This window comes from Pseudomonas sp. 57B-090624 (genome assembly GCF_003234055.1).
Classification (GTDB): domain Bacteria; phylum Pseudomonadota; class Gammaproteobacteria; order Pseudomonadales; family Pseudomonadaceae; genus Metapseudomonas; species Metapseudomonas tohonis.
The window spans coordinates 46641-63403 of record NZ_QKRU01000045.1 but is presented as its reverse complement, the minus strand read 5'-3'; the positions used below and the strand labels follow the sequence as shown (position 1 = coordinate 63403).

14 protein-coding genes are annotated in these 16763 nt (G+C 63.9%); 5 read left to right on the top strand and 9 right to left on the bottom strand.

Annotation, left to right across the window (positions count from 1 at the left end; all coding sequences use genetic code 11):
* The 6 genes from DMX10_RS20720 to DMX10_RS20695 form a co-directional block, all read right to left on the bottom strand.
* Positions 1 to 283: shikimate kinase (locus DMX10_RS20720; RefSeq protein WP_146603037.1), on the bottom strand; the 283-nt coding region annotated here is incomplete at its 3' end.
* Between the two features lie 5 nt (positions 284 to 288).
* Complete coding sequence (gene pilQ / locus DMX10_RS20715; RefSeq protein WP_111262833.1) at positions 289 to 2367, bottom strand: type IV pilus secretin PilQ; 2079 nt, start codon at positions 2365 to 2367, stop codon at positions 289 to 291.
* Between the two features lie 53 nt (positions 2368 to 2420).
* Positions 2421 to 2954: a type 4a pilus biogenesis lipoprotein PilP gene (gene pilP, locus DMX10_RS20710; RefSeq protein ID WP_111262832.1), complete on the bottom strand. Its 534-nt coding sequence runs from the start codon at positions 2952 to 2954 to the stop codon at positions 2421 to 2423.
* Entirely contained in the window at positions 2951 to 3574 is a 624-nt protein-coding gene (gene pilO / locus DMX10_RS20705; RefSeq protein WP_111262831.1) for a type 4a pilus biogenesis protein PilO, read from the bottom strand. The genes pilP and pilO overlap by 4 nt, the downstream gene beginning before the upstream one ends.
* On the bottom strand, positions 3571 to 4143 hold the full coding sequence (locus DMX10_RS20700; protein WP_111262830.1) for a PilN domain-containing protein: 573 nt from the start codon (positions 4141 to 4143) through the stop codon (positions 3571 to 3573). Before DMX10_RS20700 ends, pilO begins: the two co-directional genes overlap by 4 nt.
* A complete protein-coding gene (locus DMX10_RS20695) occupies positions 4143 to 5207 on the bottom strand; it encodes a pilus assembly protein PilM (RefSeq protein ID WP_111262829.1) in 1065 nt (354 codons plus the stop codon). The genes DMX10_RS20700 and DMX10_RS20695 overlap by 1 nt, the downstream gene beginning before the upstream one ends.
* Positions 5208 to 5391: 184 nt before the next feature.
* On the opposite strand from DMX10_RS20695, the gene DMX10_RS20690 reads away from it, so the two are divergent.
* A complete protein-coding gene (locus DMX10_RS20690; RefSeq protein WP_178082990.1) occupies positions 5392 to 7812 on the top strand; it encodes a penicillin-binding protein 1A in 2421 nt (806 codons plus the stop codon).
* 113 nt (positions 7813 to 7925) lie between these two features.
* Here DMX10_RS20690 and DMX10_RS20685 read toward each other — a convergent pair whose 3' ends face one another.
* From DMX10_RS20685 to rpmE, 3 genes are all read right to left on the bottom strand, one after another.
* Complete coding sequence (locus tag DMX10_RS20685; RefSeq protein WP_111262827.1) at positions 7926 to 9194, bottom strand: malic enzyme-like NAD(P)-binding protein; 1269 nt, start codon at positions 9192 to 9194, stop codon at positions 7926 to 7928.
* 99 nt (positions 9195 to 9293) lie between these two features.
* Complete coding sequence (locus DMX10_RS20680) at positions 9294 to 10748, bottom strand: M48 family metalloprotease (RefSeq protein ID WP_111262826.1); 1455 nt, start codon at positions 10746 to 10748, stop codon at positions 9294 to 9296.
* 198 nt (positions 10749 to 10946) lie between these two features.
* Positions 10947 to 11159 (bottom strand): 50S ribosomal protein L31, encoded by a 213-nt coding sequence (gene rpmE, locus DMX10_RS20675; RefSeq protein ID WP_111262825.1) that lies wholly within the window; start codon positions 11157 to 11159, stop codon positions 10947 to 10949.
* A 162-nt stretch (positions 11160 to 11321) separates the two neighbouring features.
* Here rpmE and DMX10_RS20670 point away from each other — a divergent pair, with 162 nt between their 5' ends.
* The 4 genes from DMX10_RS20670 (at position 11322) to hslV (ending at position 16759) form a co-directional block, all read left to right on the top strand.
* Positions 11322 to 13541, top strand: coding sequence for a primosomal protein N' (locus DMX10_RS20670; protein WP_111262824.1), 2220 nt, complete (start codon positions 11322 to 11324; stop codon positions 13539 to 13541).
* Positions 13542 to 13688: 147 nt separating this feature from the next.
* The gene (argS, locus tag DMX10_RS20665; protein ID WP_111262823.1) at positions 13689 to 15428 is read left to right on the top strand and encodes an arginine--tRNA ligase; all 1740 of its coding nucleotides are present in this window, start codon (positions 13689 to 13691) and stop codon (positions 15426 to 15428) included.
* A gap of 6 nt (positions 15429 to 15434) precedes the next feature.
* Positions 15435 to 16133: an SPOR domain-containing protein gene (locus DMX10_RS20660; protein WP_111262822.1), complete on the top strand. Its 699-nt coding sequence runs from the start codon at positions 15435 to 15437 to the stop codon at positions 16131 to 16133.
* 95 nt (positions 16134 to 16228) lie between these two features.
* On the top strand, positions 16229 to 16759 hold the full coding sequence (gene hslV, locus DMX10_RS20655; RefSeq protein WP_031288432.1) for an ATP-dependent protease subunit HslV: 531 nt from the start codon (positions 16229 to 16231) through the stop codon (positions 16757 to 16759).
* Positions 16760 to 16763: the final 4 nt, after the last annotated feature.

The window sequence follows — 16763 nt, the reverse complement described above, 5'->3', positions numbered from 1 at the left end:
CCCCCGCCCTGAGCGCCTCGCGGTTGGCAGGACGCAAGACAGCTCCGCCTCCCGTCGCAACTACGACGCCGTCGGCGAGGCAGAGCTCCTGAAGCATCGACTGCTCGCGATCACGAAAACCCTGCTCGCCTTCGACATCGAATATCCAAGGGATGTCCGCCCCTGTCCTCTGCTCGATTTCCTTGTCGGAATCCTTGAAGGGCAGGCGCAGTTCTTTGGCAAGCAAACGCCCGATGGTGCTCTTTCCAGCTCCCATCGGGCCAACGAGGATCAAATTACGCACTGATGTCAGCGACTCACCGCAATAGCCTGGTTGTTCATGATACGCGGGGTGAGGAAGACCAGCAGCTCGGATTTCTTGTCCTGGACCACATCACGCTTGAACATGCGGCCGAGGAACGGCAGGTCGCCGAGGAAGGGAACCTTGTCAGTTGCCTTGGTCTGGGTGTTGGAGAACACACCACCGATCACGATGGTCTCGCCATCGCTGACCAGAACCTTGGCATTGACCTCGTTCTTGTTGATCGGCGGTACGCCGTTCAGCGCGTTGGAGAAGTCCGGGGCGTCCTTGGTCACCTTGACTTCCATGATGATGCGGTTGTCAGGCGTGATCTGCGGAGTCACTTCCAGGGACAGGGCCGCCTCCTTGAAGGACGTCGTACTGGCACCGCTGGAGCTGGCTTCCTGATAGGGAATCTCGGCGCCCTTGAGGATCTTCGCGGTTTCCTTGTCCGAAGTTACGACCTTCGGCTGGGATACGATCTCGCCGTTGCCGGTCTTCTCCATGGCGGAGAGTTCGAGGTCGAGGATGGTGTTGTCGGTTACGAAGCCGATGCCGATGGAGGACGTGGCACCTGTAGCCCCCATATCAACAAAGGTACCAAGAGCCGCGTTGGGGCTGGTGCCACCGCCACCGGTACGAGTGCCACCCTCCCCGCCGATGACGAAGTTGTTGTCACCCACACGCGCACCGCGCCAGTTCACACCCAGCGATTTGTCATAGTCGACGTTCGCCTCGACGATACGAGCCTCGATCATCACCTGACGGACCGGGATATCGAGCTGGGCCACGATGCGGCGCAGTTCGTCCAGCTTGTCCTGGGTCTGGTAGGCGATGATGCTGTTGGTGCGGTCATCCACGGTGATCGAACCACGCTCATCCGACGACTCGTTGCCACTGGTCACGGACTGGAACAGCTTGGCGATATCGGCAGCCTTGGCGTAGTTCACCTGGATCAGCTCACGGCGCAGCGGAGCCAACTCAGCGATCTGCTTCTGGGACTCCAGCTCTTGGCGCTCACGAGCAGCAATTTCGTCAGCCGGCGCAACCAGCAGCACGTTACCGACCTTGCGCTTGTCGAGTCCCTTGGTTTTCAGCACCAGGTCCAACGCCTGGTCCCAGGGCACGTTCTGCAGGCGCAGCGTGATGTTGCCCTGCACGGTGTCCGAGGCCACCAGGTTGAGGTCGGTGAAGTCAGCAATCAGCTGAAGCACCGAACGCACATCGATGTCCTGGAAGTTCAAAGAGAGCTTTTCACCCGAGTAGGCAAAACGCTCGGACTTGCGCTTCTCGACATCTTCTTGCGTCAGCGGCTTGATGCTGACAGTCAACTTGTTATCAGTTTGATAGGCCAGATAATCGTAGAAGCCGGTCGGCTCGATGGTGATGCTGGCATTACCTGAGGAGCCCGACGCGCTGACGAACTGAACCGGGGTGGCGAAATCCTTCACATCAAGGCGGACGCGCAACGACTCGGGCAGTTGGGTCTTGGCGAAATCAAGGCGAATCTTGCCACCCTGCTCCTGAATATCCGGACTTACAGTGGGATCGGAAAGCGTGATGACGACATTGCCTTCACCCTGATCACCGCGCTGAAAATCAATATTGCTGATGGCCTTGCCTGCCGCAGCAAAGGTCTTGACGGGAGCAGCGGGGGCTACCGGAGCGGCTACAGGGGAGGTACGGGTCGCTTGCTGCGTGGCACCGCCCGCCTCACCCACCACGACGTAGAGATTGTTACCCTCGACACGCGTGCTGTAGGGCACGAGCGTCGCCAGGTTGATAATCATCCGGGTGCGGTCCTTGGCCTCGACTATGGTGACGCTCCGCGCGTTGCCCACACCCAGTTCGCGATTCTTGCTGCCTAGTTTGTTGGTCACCCCGGGCAGGTCCAGAGCAATACGCGCAGGCTGCTCGATGGTGTAGCCCCGAGGCGCGACAACCGGCTCGTCGAAGGCAAGTTTCAGTTCAACCTTACCGCCAGGCAAGGCTGCCACATCGAGACCCTGCAGGTCGGCAGCCAGCAATACTGGCGACAACATGGCGGCCAATAGGGTAAGGCCGAAGCGCGAAAACGAGCTGTTCATCATCTGGTTCCGTTGTGCAGACCGGTGTTTGTTTTTCATAAGTCACCCCGCCCTTAAGAGCGCTCCTTGAGCGTGAGACTGCGCGGGCGCTCGAGCCAGCCACCCTCGCCGTCCGGGACTATCTCTACGACGTCGATCTTGGATTCGTTTATCGCGACGACCTTGCCGTCATTGCGCCCGAGGAAATCACCCACTCGGATTCGATGCACCCCTCCAGCGCCTCGAACCAGAGCGAACATGCCTCCCTCATTGGAAAGCGTGCCGACCATCTCGAAGGACTCGATGTTGAACCCTTCAAGGAATTGCTTGACCCGGGTCTCATCCGGGTGCACGTCCTTGCTGCCCTTGACCTTGTTCGCCAGGTCGATCTTCACCGGCGGCTGGAAAGGGCTACGCAAAGCGGCGGCGCTGTAAGTAAAGGCCTCATAGGGCTGGAATTTCGGGAGCGGCTCGATCGTGCCTTTCGGGCGGGCACGAACTTCATCCATGTAGGCCTGGAGATCGGCGAAATCACCGCCACCTCCACATCCGGAAAGGCTAGCCAGCAGAAGACCACTGAGAATAAGACGGGAGCTGGTACGGATCATTTCTGCAGCCCCTTGTCGTTATAGCGGTAGGTCTTCGCCAGGATGCTCATCCGCAACTGAGTGGTGCTTCCAGCATTGGCAGGCGTGATGCTGAAATCATGCAGCGTCACGATACGGGGAAGACTGGCAACGCCGCTCACAAAGGTGGCCAGGTCGTGGTACGTCCCCACCACCGATATCTGGATCGGCAGTTCGATATAGAACTGCTGGGCAGCTTCCGGCAGGAGCTTGATCTCCTCGAACTCCAGGCCGCTTCCAAGACCAGTGCGAGTGATGTCCTCCAGCAAGCCGGGAACTTCGGTATCGCTGGGCAGTTGCCGAAGAAGGGCGCCAAAGGAAGTTTCCATTTCCTTCATTTGATCTTTATAGGCTTCGAGGTTGGCCGCCTGGAAAGCCTTGGTCGTGAACTGCTGCTTCAGCGTTTCTTCTTCGGCGCGCTGCTGATCGAGCTGAAGTTCCAGATCCTTGAGATGGAAGTTGTATCCCAGCGCAAGGACAGCTGCGACCAGCAAGACGCAGGCGATTACTTTTACAGCGACCGGCCAGGAGCCGACGTTGTTGAAGTCGAGGTCATTCAAATCGACCTTGCGGAGACTTTCGAGCGAATCAGCCAAGCTCATTTCTTGGCTCCTTCTACGTCGGCAGCAGGCTGGGTCTGCTGTACGGTCAACTGGAAGATATTTGCCTGGTCGACCGCGCCGGCAGTAATTGCCCTGACCTCGGTAAGGTTCGGAGCGGTCAACCATTCGGAGGCATCGAGATTACGCATCAGGTTGGAAACCCTGTTGTTGGACTCGGCAGCGCCAACGATGGCGATGCTCTGCCCTTTCATCGCTACGTTCGTGAAGAAGACACCATCCGGCAACGTGCGCACCAACTGGTCGAAAACGCGACCGATGATGGGACGGTTGCCCTGCAGGTCCTGAATGATCTTCATCCGCTCGAGCAGTTGCTGGCGGCGCGTCTTGAGCTCGCTGATCTCTTTGATCCGCGTGTCCAGCACCGCGATTTCCTTGCGCACGAACTCGTTACGCGCCTGCTGGTTCTCGATCTCGCCGTTCAGGTACTGATCGCCGAGGAAAACCAGACCGGCCGAGATCACCAGCACACCCGCCAGGGCCACGAGGAATCGCTGCTTGCGCTCCTCGCGCAGCTGCTCCCGCCAGGGGAGTAGGTTGATGCGTGCCATCAGTCGAAACTCCTCATCGCCAGTCCGCAGGCAATCATCAGCGCCGGGGCATCACTGGCCAATGCGCCCGCATTGACCTTGCTGCTCAGCGCCATCTCCGCGAAGGGGTTGGCAACCTGGGTAGGAGTGCCGATCTTCTGCTGGATCAAACGGTCCAGATCAGGAATGGACGCAGTGCCACCCGCCAGGAGGATGTAGTCGACATCGTTGAACTGGCCCGCAGCGAAGAAGAACTGCAGCGAGCGAGACACCTGCTGGACCACTGCGTCCTTGAACGGCTGCAACACTTCACTGTCGTAGTCATCCGGAAGACCGCCCTGCTTCTTGGCGAGCCCCGCTTCTTCGACGGACAGGCCATAGCGACGCTGGATCTCCTCGGTGAGCTGGCGCCCGCCGAAAAGCTGCTCGCGGCTGTAGATGGTCCGGCCGTTGTGCAGGACGCTCAGGGTCGTCATGGTCGCCCCGATATCCACGACGGCGACCGTCAGTTCGTCGCTTCCGTTGCCCAGTTGCGCGGCGAGAAGGCCGTAGGCACGTTCCAGCGCATAGGCTTCGACGTCGACGACCTTGGCGGTCAGGCCCGCCAGGGCCAGAGCAGCTTCACGGACCTCGACGTTCTCCTTGCGGCACGCGGCAAGGAGCACATCGACCCGCTCAGGGTTGCGCGCGGAAGCACCCTGTACCTCGAAGTCGATAGCGACCTCTTCGAGCGGGTATGGGATGTACTGGTCCGCCTCGATCTTCAGCTGATTCTCCAACTCATCGTCGGAAAGCCCAGCATCCATCTCGATCGTCTTGGTGATTACAGCGGAGCCCGCGACCGCTACGGCCACGGACTTTGAACTGGCCTTGGCCTTGCCGAGAACACGAGACAACGCCTGGCCGACCCCCTCCAGTTCGGCGATGTTCTTTTCGACCACAGCATTCGGTGGGAGCGGCTCGACGGCGTAGGCCTCTACCTTGTAGCGGCTTCCCGAGCGACTCAATTCAAGGAGCTTGACTGAAGTCGAGCTTATGTCGATCCCCAGCAGCGTATTCGCTTTCTTGTTGAAGAGCCCTAGCACGACCGATTTCCTATCAGCATCCGAGACTTACGGACGATTTATGTTTTTCCACATTAAATAACAGTCTTGACAGAAGCGCAAATGGCTACCCGGGAAAAAAAACGCATATAATGTGAACAGTTTTTCCCTTTTAAGATCTGCTTCCGCTTAACTCATTCTTTTATCTGGAAATCCAAGAGCCTTGATACGCCTGCTGAAGTTTTTCTGGTGGTCCTGCGTCGCCGTTTTTTGTGGGCTGTTGCTCAGTTTCAGCGGCGCTTACCTCTACCTTAGCCCGACTCTTCCTTCTGTCGATTCCCTGCGCAGCATCCAGCTGCAGATCCCGCTGCGCGTGTACAGCAGCGACGGCAAGCTCATCGCCGAGTTCGGCGAAATGCGCCGTGCGCCCATTCGTTTCGCGGACATACCACCGGAATTCATCCAGGCATTGTTGGCTGCCGAGGATGACAACTTCGCCAACCATTATGGCGTCGACCTCACCAGCCTGGTGCGCGCTGCCACGCAATTATTGAAGAGCGGCCATATTCAGAGCGGCGGCAGCACCATCACCATGCAGGTGGCGAAGAACTACTTCCTCACCAGCGAGAGAAGTTTCTCCAGAAAGATCAATGAAATACTTCTCGCCCTGCAGATCGAGCGGGAGCTCAGCAAGGATGAAATCCTCGAGCTCTACGTGAACAAGATCTACCTGGGCAACCGCGCCTACGGCATCGAAGCCGCCGCCCAGGTCTACTACGGCAAGTCCATCCGCGACGTCAGCCTGGCGCAGATGGCGATGATCGCCGGACTGCCCAAGGCACCTTCGCGCTTCAATCCCCTGGTCAACCCGACTCGCAGCAAGGAGCGTCGCGATTGGATCCTCGGCCGCATGTTCAAGCTGGGCCGTATCGACCAGGCCCGCTACGACCAGGCGATAGCCGAGCCGATCGACGCCAGCTACCACGTACCGACGCCGGAAGTGAACGCCCCCTACGTCGCCGAGATGGCCCGCGCCGAAATGGTCGGCCGCTACGGCAGCGATGCCTATACCGAAGGCTTCCGCGTCACCACCACGGTACCGAGCGACCTGCAGGAAGCAGCCAACAATGCACTGCGCAGCGGCCTGATCGAATACGACCAGCGCCACGGCTACCGAGGCCCGGAATCGCGCTTCCCCGGCATGACCCGCGAGAGCTGGGCCCAGGAGCTGGCCAAGCAGAAGTTCATCGGCGGCCTGGAGCCTGCGATCGTCACCCAGGTGGAGAAGAGCGGCCTCCTCGTGCTCACCCGTAGCGGCAAGGAAGAAGCCGTGGGCTGGGACAGCATGAAATGGGCCCGCCCCTTCCTCAACACCAACAGCCTAGGTCCGCGCCCCCAGCAGCCCGCCGATGTCGCGCAGGTAGGCGACCTGATCCGCGTCCAGCGGCAGGCGGACGGCACGCTGTTGTTCGTCCAGCAACCAGCGGCGCAGAGTGCCCTGGTATCCCTGGACCCGCAGAACGGCGCGATCCGCTCGCTGGTCGGCGGCTTCTCGTTCGAGCAGAGCAACTACAACCGCGCAGTCCAGGCCAAGCGCCAGCCGGGCTCCAGCTTCAAGCCGTTCCTCTACAGTGCGGCACTGGATAACGGCTTCACCGCCGCCAGCCTGGTGAACGACGCCCCGATCGTCTTCGTCGACGAATACCTGGACAAGGTCTGGCGCCCGAAGAACGACAACAACACCTTCCTCGGCCCGATCCGCCTGCGCGAAGCGCTGTACAAGTCGCGCAACCTGGTATCGATCCGCCTGCTCCAGGCGGTGGGCATCGAGTACGCGCTGAACTACATGAGCCGCTTCGGCTTCAACAAACAGGAGTTGCCGCGCAACCTGTCCCTGGCCCTGGGCACCGCAACCCTCACGCCGATGGAGATCGCCAGCGGCTGGAGCACCTTCGCCAACGGTGGATACAAGATCCAGCCCTACCTGATCGAACGCATCGAGAGCCGTGACGGCAAGGTCATCTTCACCGCCAACCCGCCGACCGTGCCGAAGAACGACGCCCCTGACACGCAAGTCGCCCAGACCGTCGCCGCGCCGGATACCCGCCTTCCCGGCGCCGAGCAGCAGGAACCCGCGGTCGCCGAGCGCATCGTCGATGCACGTACCACCTACATCCTCACCAGCATGCTGCAGGATGTGATCAAGCGCGGAACCGGCCGGCGCGCCCTGGCCATGGGGCGCGGGGACATAGCTGGCAAGACCGGCACCACCAACGAATCCAAGGACAGCTGGTTCTCCGGCTACAACGCGGACTATGTGACTACCGTCTGGGTCGGCTTCGACCAGCCGGAGAGCCTAGGCCGCCACGAATACGGCGGCACCGTGGCCCTGCCCATCTGGATGACCTACATGAGCGCAGCCCTGAAGGACAAGCCGGAGCACGTGCTGCCCGAGCCCGAAGGCCTGCTCACCCTGCGCATCGACCCACTCAGCGGTCGCGCTGCAGTCCCGGGGACGCCCAACGCGTTCTTCGAACTGTTCAAGAGCGAAGATTCGCCGCCACCCATGAGCGAATTCGATCCGGGCATGAGCGCACCGGGCAGCCCGCTGCCCGCCGACGAGGCAGCCCCCATCGATCTGTTCTGATCGCCTCGACGACAACAAGAAGCCCGCCTCGGCAGCGGGCTTTTTGTTGCCCGAAGGAAATCGCACCCAATAAAAAACCCGCCGTGAGGCGGGTTCTTCATCGACCAGGCCGATCAGCCGTTGAACACGTCTTCCACCGACTTCAGCGGATAGTGTTTCGGGTAGGGCAGGGTCGCGACACCGGACTCGATGGCAGCCTTGGCCACGGCATCGGACACCACGGTGATCAGGCGCTTGTCCATGGGCTTCGGAATGATGTACTCACGACCGAACTCGAGGGACGCGACGCCGTATGCATCGCATACATCCTTGGGAACCGGCTCCTTGGCCAGGTCGCGAAGGGCCAGGGCAGCAGCGATCTTCATCTCTTCGTTGATGCGGGTGGCGCGAACGTCCAGGGCACCACGGAAGATGAAGGGGAAGCCCAGCACGTTGTTGACCTGGTTCGGATAGTCCGAGCGGCCGGTGGCCATGATCACGTCATTGCGGGTCGCGTGTGCCAGTTCCGGCTGGATTTCCGGGTCCGGGTTGGAGCAGGCGAAGACGATCGGGTTCGGCGCCATGCGCTTCAGGTCTTCGGCGCTCAGCAGGTTGGCGCCCGACAGGCCGACGAACACGTCCGCGCCATCCAGTGCATCCGACAGGGTGCGCTTGGGGGTTTCATGGGCGAAGACCGCCTTGTACTGGTTCAGGTCATCACGACCGGCATGGATGACACCCTTGCGGTCGATCATGAAGATGTTCTCGACCTTCGCACCCATGCTCACCAGCAGCTTCATGCAGGAGATGGCCGCAGCGCCGGCGCCCAGGCAGACGATCTTGGCTTCCGGCAGGCTCTTGCCGGCGATCTCCAAGGCATTGAGCATGCCGGCAGCGGTCACGATGGCGGTGCCGTGCTGGTCATCGTGGAAGACCGGGATGTCGCATTGTTCGATCAGGGTGCGCTCGATCTCGAAGCACTCGGGCGCCTTGATGTCTTCAAGGTTGATGCCACCGAAGGTGATGGAGATGCGCTTGACGGTATCGATGAAGGCCTGGGGGCTCTCGGCATCGACTTCGATGTCGAACACGTCGACACCGGCGAAGCGCTTGAACAGCACGCCCTTGCCTTCCATGACCGGCTTGGAGGCCAGCGGGCCGAGGTTGCCGAGGCCGAGAATCGCGGTGCCATCGGAGATCACTGCCACCAGGTTGCCCTTGCCGGTGTACTTGAAGGCCAGCTCCGGATCGCGGGCGATCTCGCGGACGGGCTCGGCCACGCCCGGGCTGTAGGCCAGCGACAGGTCGCGGGCGGTGGCGGTCGGCTTGGTCAGCTCGACGCTGAGTTTCCCGGGACGGGGCTGGGCGTGGTACTCGAGAGCGGCAGTTTTCAGATCAGACATTTTGGCATTCCGCTTTTACTGTTGTGACAGACGGACGGGCGAGGATACGCAAGATACCGGGGGCCTACAAGACTGTTCAGTCACGCCACGTCAAGCCCTCTAACGTACGACTTTAAGCCAATCCCCGGCCTTGGGCTCGCCGATTGGATACAAATTATTGATCAATCGGATACGATTTTCCAGCTCCGCCTGATCCCCTGCCGCCCCACTGGCGCGAACGATGCCGGCTACGGTTTCCGCAGCCTTCACCTGGACCAGATGCAACCTCGGCGGCTGCGCCAGGGCCCTCTCCTCGGGCTTGAGGGCGCGGAAGCTGTGAATGACGGAAAGGAACCGGGCATCTTCGGTTTCCAGGGAAGCCCTGCCCTTCATGCCGGCGATAAACAGATACGCCTGATCCCCTTTGAAGACGACAGCCACACGTCGGGCGGAATTGCCGGGGACCACCGCCGTCACACCGATGATGCCGTCCTGGCTGAAGGTCTCCTCCATCACCAGGCGCTGGCGTCCGGCGCGCTGGTGCAGCAACTCGGACGGCGTCAGCCCCGGCGTGCGCTCCGCCAGCTGCATGGCGATGAAGGCCTGCTCATCACGAGGATGGCCGATCAGCACTTCCGGGCGGTTCACCAGCTCCCAGCCGTCGGGGTAACGCAGCGTGAAGTCCAGTCCGACGTGATAGAACTGCTGCCCACGGCGGATGCCCGTATCGGCCGAATCACCGAAGGGCATGCCGTCGATGGCCTTCAGGTAAGCCTCGCGATTGACCTCCTGCTGCCCACCGGCCAGGGCGCGTGCCGGCCCGACCACCTGCTGCAGGCGCGTATCGTTATCCGGGTGGGTATCGAAGACGCCGTGATAGCTGCCCGCTTCGGGCACTTCCTGCCCCTTGCGCTTCGCTTCGTCGCGCGCGAACACCTCCTGGTTCTTCAGCACCTTGACCACCTCGATCATCGCCTGGGGGTCATAGCCACTGCGGGCCAGGTACTGCGCCCCGAGTCCGTCGGCCTGCAGCTCCATGTCGCGGCCATAGCCCCGAACCATCGCGCCACCCAGCACATTGGTCAGGTCGCCCGCCGCACTGACGCCGGTACCGATGGCGACCGCCTGGCCAAGGATGTTCCAGGCCTGGGACTGGCTCTGCTGTTGCACGCTGTGCCGAGCCGTGACGTGCCCCACCTCGTGCGCCAGCACGGCCGCCAGCTCCGCTTCGGAGTTCAGGTAGGCCATCAGGCCGCGATGTATATAGATGTAGCCACCCGGCAGGGCGAAGGCGTTGATGTCCGGTGAATCGACCACCGTGAAGATGTAGTTGAGGTTGGCACGATGGCTGTGCCGCGCCACGCGCTCCCCCACCCGCTGCACATAGGCTTGCAGCCGATCATCGGCATAGCGGGGGAATTCCTTCTGGATCTGCTGGTTGTAGCGGCTGCCAAGGTCGAGCTCCTGGCTTTCGCTCATCATCACGAAATTGCGCTCCCCGGTAGCCGGGTTGACGGCGCAGCCGGTGAGAAGACACAGCAGCAGGCCTAACAGCAGAATCGGCAAAGCGGGCATGGATCACCTCGGCGACCGCTTGCGCAACCACTGCGTCCTGCGGGGCTAAGCGGCTTTTTACGCCGCCCCGGCTAGCCGGTCAATCGCCGGCCCGGACACGCCAGGACTGAACGCCAGAAACGAAAAAGGCGCCCATTGGGCGCCTTTCTCTGCACAGCTGGAAGGGCTTCGTCGAAGCCTCCCCGGTCACTCGGTCGCTTACTTGGCGCCGAATACACCGAAACGCTGCTTGAAGCGATCGATACGGCCGCCGGTGTCCAGGACCTTCTGCTTGCCGGTGTAGAACGGGTGGCACTCGGAGCACACGTCGAGGCTGATGTTCTTGGCCAGGGTGGAGCGGGTCTTGATGACGTTACCGCAGCTGCAGGTAGCTTCGATCGCTACGTATTCGGGATGGATTTCCGGTTTCATGGCTTGATCCTCAGGTCTGGCGTGCCGCCACCCGACCCTATGTCGAGCACCGCACGGAAACAGGCGCAGGATCATACCAGAGCCGCGCCGTCACGCAAGTCGGCCGCCGAGCCCGGCGACGTGCGGCCGTGCTAGGATCGCTCCGCCCGATCGGAGACCCCCGTGCCCAACGCCATCCTGCGCCTTGCCCTGCCCTCGCCCCTGCGCCGCCTGTTCGACTACCGCGCGCCCGCCGGCGTCCCGGCCAGGCAACTGCAGCCCGGCGTGCGCCTGCGCGTGCCCTTCGGCCGGCGCGAGGTGATCGGCGTACTGGTGGAAGTGGCCGAGCACAGCGAGGTGCCGGACGACAAGCTGCGCCCCGCCCTGGAGCTGCTCGACCAGAAGCCCCCGCTGCCCGCCGAGCTGTTCAAGCTCTGCCTGTGGACCGCCCAGTACTACCAGCACAGCCTTGGCGACACTCTCAGCTGGGCGCTGCCTGTGCTACTGCGCCAGGGCGAGCCCGCCGAAGCCCGCCAGGAGCGCTTCTGGCACGCCAGCGAAGGGGCTCGCGCCGACGATCCGCGCCTGGCCCGCGCGCCGCGCCAGCGCCAGGCACTGACCACCCTCGCCCAGCACCCCCATGGCGTCGCCCACCAATTGCTCAGCCAGTTGCAACTGAACAAGGACAGTCTCGACCTGCTGCTGGAAAAAGGCCTGGTCTACATCGAGACCCGCCGTGGAACGGCCGCGCCGCGCCACGAGCACTGGCTGGCGCAGGCCGAGTTGCCGCTCAACGCCGAGCAGCGCGCCGCCTACGACGCCGTGTTCTCCACATTCGGCCAGTTCAATGCCTTCCTCCTGGCCGGCGTCACCGGCAGCGGCAAGACCGAGGTCTACCTGCAACTGATCCGCGAAACCCTCGCCGCCGGCAAGCAGGCCCTGGTGCTGATCCCGGAGATCAACCTCGGCCCGCAGACGCTCGAACGCTTCTCCCGACGCTTCAACGCCCGCATCGCCCTGCTGCACTCCGCCGTCAACGACCGCGAGCGCCTGGACGCCTGGCTCGCCGCCCGCGACGGCGAGGCCGACATCATCATCGGCACGCGCTCCGCGCTGTTCACGCCGATGAAGAACCCCGGCCTGATCATCATCGACGAAGAACACGACGCCTCCTACAAACAGCAGGAAGGCCTGCGCTACCACGCCCGCGACCTGGCCCTGGTGCGGGCGCGGCAGGAGAACATCCCCATCCTCCTCGGCTCCGCCACGCCGTCGCTGGAAAGCCTGCAGAACGCCCACGCCGGCCGCTACGGCCTGCTACGCCTGACCCAGCGTGCCGGCGGTGCCCGCCAGCCGCGCTTCCTGCGCCTGGACATCAAGAGCCGCCCGCTGGACTCCGGCATTTCCGGGCCGCTGCAACAGGCCATCGAGCAGACCCTCAAGGCCGGCCAGCAAGTGCTGGTGTTCCTCAATCGCCGCGGCTTCGCCCCGACCCTGCTGTGCCACGACTGCGGCTGGATCAGCCAGTGCCCGCGCTGCGACGCGCGCATGACCCTGCACCAGCGCTCCGGCGAACTGCGCTGCCACCATTGCGGCCACACCCAGCGCCAGCCCCGCGCCTGCCCGGACTGCGCCAAGGTCGACCTGCGCCCCGTCGGAGCCGGCACCGAGCGCGCGGAAGAGCGCCTGAACATCCTTTTCCCGGGCGTCCCCGTGCTGCGCATCGACCGCGACAGCACCGCGCGCAAGGACGCCATGAACAAACTCTTCGCCACCATCAACAAAGGCGAACCCTGCATCCTCGTGGGCACCCAGATGCTCGCCAAGGGGCACCACTTCCCCCGCGTCACCCTGGTGGCGATCCTCGATGCCGACGGCGGGCTGTTCTCCGCCGACTTCCGCGCCAGCGAGCGCATGGCCCAGCTCATCGTCCAGGTGGCGGGCCGCGCGGGCCGGGCGGAAGAGCCGGGCCGGGTGATCATCCAGACCCACCTCGCCGACCACCCGCTGCTGGTGCAACTCACCGAGGAGGGCTACTTCGCCTTCGCCGAGCAGGCCCTGTCCGAGCGCCGCGCGGCCGGTCTGCCGCCCTTCGCCCACCTGGCCCTGCTGCGTGCCGAGGCGCACAAGCCCGGGCAGGCCGAGGAATTTCTCGATGCCGCCTGCGCCGAAGCGGAACATTTGCTCGCCGAACAGGGTCTGTCCGGCATCGAGTTGCTCGGCCCGGTGCCAGCCCCCATGGAGCGCCGCGCCGGCAAGCACCGCGCGCAATTGCTGGTCCAGGCCAATGCCCGCGCCAGCCTGCACCGCCTGCTGACACCCTGGAGCCTGGCCCTGGAGCAACTGCCCGGCGGGCGGGCCGTGCGCTGGTCGCTGGATATCGACCCGATCGACCTTTTCTAGCGGCAGGTCGCACCCCCAGGGCCTCCACAGGGGGGGTCCAGCACGCGGCCTGGCGCGCGGCGCTTGAAGCTGCGGGCTCAGCCCGCCGATAATGCCCAGTTTTCAACCAGCGCCCAGGCGCCGCCGCACACCGGCCGAGAGCAGAACATGAAAGACACCATTCGCCAGCTGATCCAGCAAGCCCTGACCCGTCTCGCCAGCGAAGGCGTGCTGCCCGAAGGCCTGGCTCCCACCATCCAGGTGGAGAACACCAAGGACAAGACCCACGGCGACTTCGCCAGCAACATCGCCATGATGCTGGCCAAGCCGGCCGGCCTGAAGCCGCGCGACCTGGCCGAGAAGCTGATCGCCGCCCTGCCCCAGGACGACCAGGTGAGCAAGGTGGAGATCGCCGGCCCCGGCTTCCTCAACTTCTTCCAGAACACCCAGGCCCTGGCCCAGCGCCTCGACGCCGCCCTGGCCGACGCCCGGCTGAACGTGCGCAAGGCCGGCCCGGCGCAGCGCGTGGTCGTCGACCTCTCCGCCCCCAACCTGGCCAAGGAGATGCATGTCGGCCACCTGCGCTCCACCATCATCGGTGACGGCGTGGCCCGCGTGCTGGAGTTCCTCGGCGACGAGGTGATCCGCCAGAACCACGTGGGCGACTGGGGCACCCAGTTCGGCATGCTGCTGGCCTACATGCAGGAGCAGCCGGTGGGCAGCGATGCCGAGCTGTCGGACCTGGAAGGTTTCTACCGCGCCGCCAAGAAGCGCTTCGACGAATCCAGCGAATTCGCCGACCGCGCCCGCGAGCTGGTGGTCAAGCTGCAGGCCGGCGATGAAGAGTGCCTGCGCCTGTGGAACCGCTTCAACGACATCTCCCTCAGCCACTGCCAGGCCGTATACGACCGCCTGGGCGTGAAACTGACCATGGCCGACGTCAAGGGCGAGAGCGCCTACAACGACGACCTCGCCAACGTGGTCGCCGACCTGCGCGCCAAGGGCCTGCTCACCGAAAGCGACGGCGCGCTCTGCGTGTTCATGGACGAGTTCAAGAACGCCGAAGGCGACCCGCTGCCGCTGATCGTGCAGAAGGCCGGCGGCGGCTACCTCTACGCCACCACCGACCTCGCCGCCACCCGCTACCGCAGCGGCGTGCTCAAGGCCGACCGCGCCCTCTACTTCGTCGACCAGCGCCAGGCCCTGCACTTCCAGATGGTCTTCGCCGCCGCGCGACTGGCCGGCTTCGTGCGCCCCGAGTTCGAGATGGAGCACATGGGCTTCGGCACCATGAACGGCGCCGACGGCAAGCCCTTCAAGACCCGCGACGGCGGCACCATTAAGCTCATCGACCTGCTCGACGAGGCCGAAGAGCGCGCCTACGCCCTGGTCAAGGAGAAGAACCCGGAGCTGGACGAGGCCGAGCTGCGCCAGATCGGCCGCGCCGTCGGCATCGGCGCCGTGAAGTACGCCGACCTCTCCAAGCACCGCACCAGCGACTACAGCTTCAACTTCGAGCAGATGCTGAGCTTCGAGGGCAACACCGCGCCCTACCTGCTCTATGCCTACACCCGTACCGCCAGCGTGTTCCGCAAGCTGGGCAAGGGCATCGACGAGATCGGCGGGCAGATCGTCCTCGCTGCCGAGCAGGAGCAGGCCCTGGCGGCCAAGCTCGCGCAGTTCGCCGACATCCTCAACAACGTCGCCGCCAAGGGCGTGCCGCACATCCTCTGCACCTACCTGTACGACCTGGCCGGCCTGTTCTCCAGCTTCTACGAGAACTGCCCGATCCTCGCCGCCGAGGACGAAGCCACCCAGCAGAGCCGCCTGCGCCTCGCCGCGCTGACCGGCCGCACCCTCAAGCAGGGCCTGGAGCTGCTCGGCCTGCAAACCCTGGAACGCATGTAACGGACTATGGCGAAGAAGAAAGCAGCACCCAAGCGCGGGGCCAGCCGCTACCAGGCGCCGCCGAAGAAGCCGGTGCCCGGCTGGGTCTGGCTGGTGATGGGCCTGGTCATCGGCGGCTTCGTGGTCATGCTGATGAAGCTCGAGCCGGGTCGCGACGACATCCGTCGCACCAAGCCCGAGCAGCAGGCGGCGAACGGCAAGCCGACGCCGCGCCCGCAACCGGGTGGCCAGCCACAAACCCAGGCCACGCCGGAACCGGCCAAGCCCAAGTACGACTTCTACACGCTGCTGCCGGAATCCGAGGTCATCGTGCCGCCGGACGCCCTGCCCAAGGACCCGCCGCCGACGCCCCCCACCCAGCCGGTGACGCCCGAGGAAGCGGCGAAGATCGACGCCGCCCGCGCCGAGGCCGCCCTCGCCGGCCAGGTGCCGCCGCCCCCACCCACCGTGGCCAAGGCGCCGGTGACCCAGTTCTTCCTGCAGGCCGGCTCGTTCCGCAAGAAGGATGACGCCGATCGCGTGCGCGCGCAGATCATCCTGCTGGGCCAGAACGTCCAGGTGGAGTCCGGCACCGTGCGCGAGGAAACCTGGTACCGCGTGCTCGTCGGCCCCTTCGCCAGCCGCGAGCAACTGGCCGGCGCGCAGAAACAGCTGGCCGGCAGCGGCTTCGGTAATCTCCTGTTGCAACAACGGCAGGTACGCTGATCGGCCAATCGCAGGCGCGCGGTTGAAAAGCCGCGCCGCCTCCCCCATCTGGGTTTCCATTCGGGCATTTCGCCCCGCTGCGTGGAGACTCCCCCTTGACCACCATCGTTTCAGTCCGCCGCAACGGCAAAGTCGTCATGGGCGGCGACGGCCAGGTTTCCCTCGGCAACACCGTGATGAAAGGCAACGCCAAGAAGGTGCGCCGCCTCTACCACGGCCAGGTCCTGGCCGGCTTCGCCGGTGCCACCGCAGATGCCTTCACCCTGTTCGAACGCTTCGAAGGCCAATTGGAAAAACACCAGGGCCACCTCGTCCGCGCCGCCGTCGAGCTGGCCAAGGACTGGCGCACCGACCGCTCCCTCAGCCGCCTGGAAGCCATGCTCGCCGTGGCCAACAAGGACGCCTCGCTGATCATCACCGGCAATGGCGATGTGGTCGAACCCGAGCACGGCCTGATCGCCATGGGCTCCGGCGGCGGTTTCGCCCAGGCCGCGGCCACCGCGCTGCTGCAGCGCACCGAGCTGTCCGCCCGCGAGATCACCGAGACCGCCTTGAACATCGCCGGCTCCATCTGCGTGTTCACCAACCAGAACCTCACCATCGAGGAGCTGGACGCCGCCGAGTGAGGCC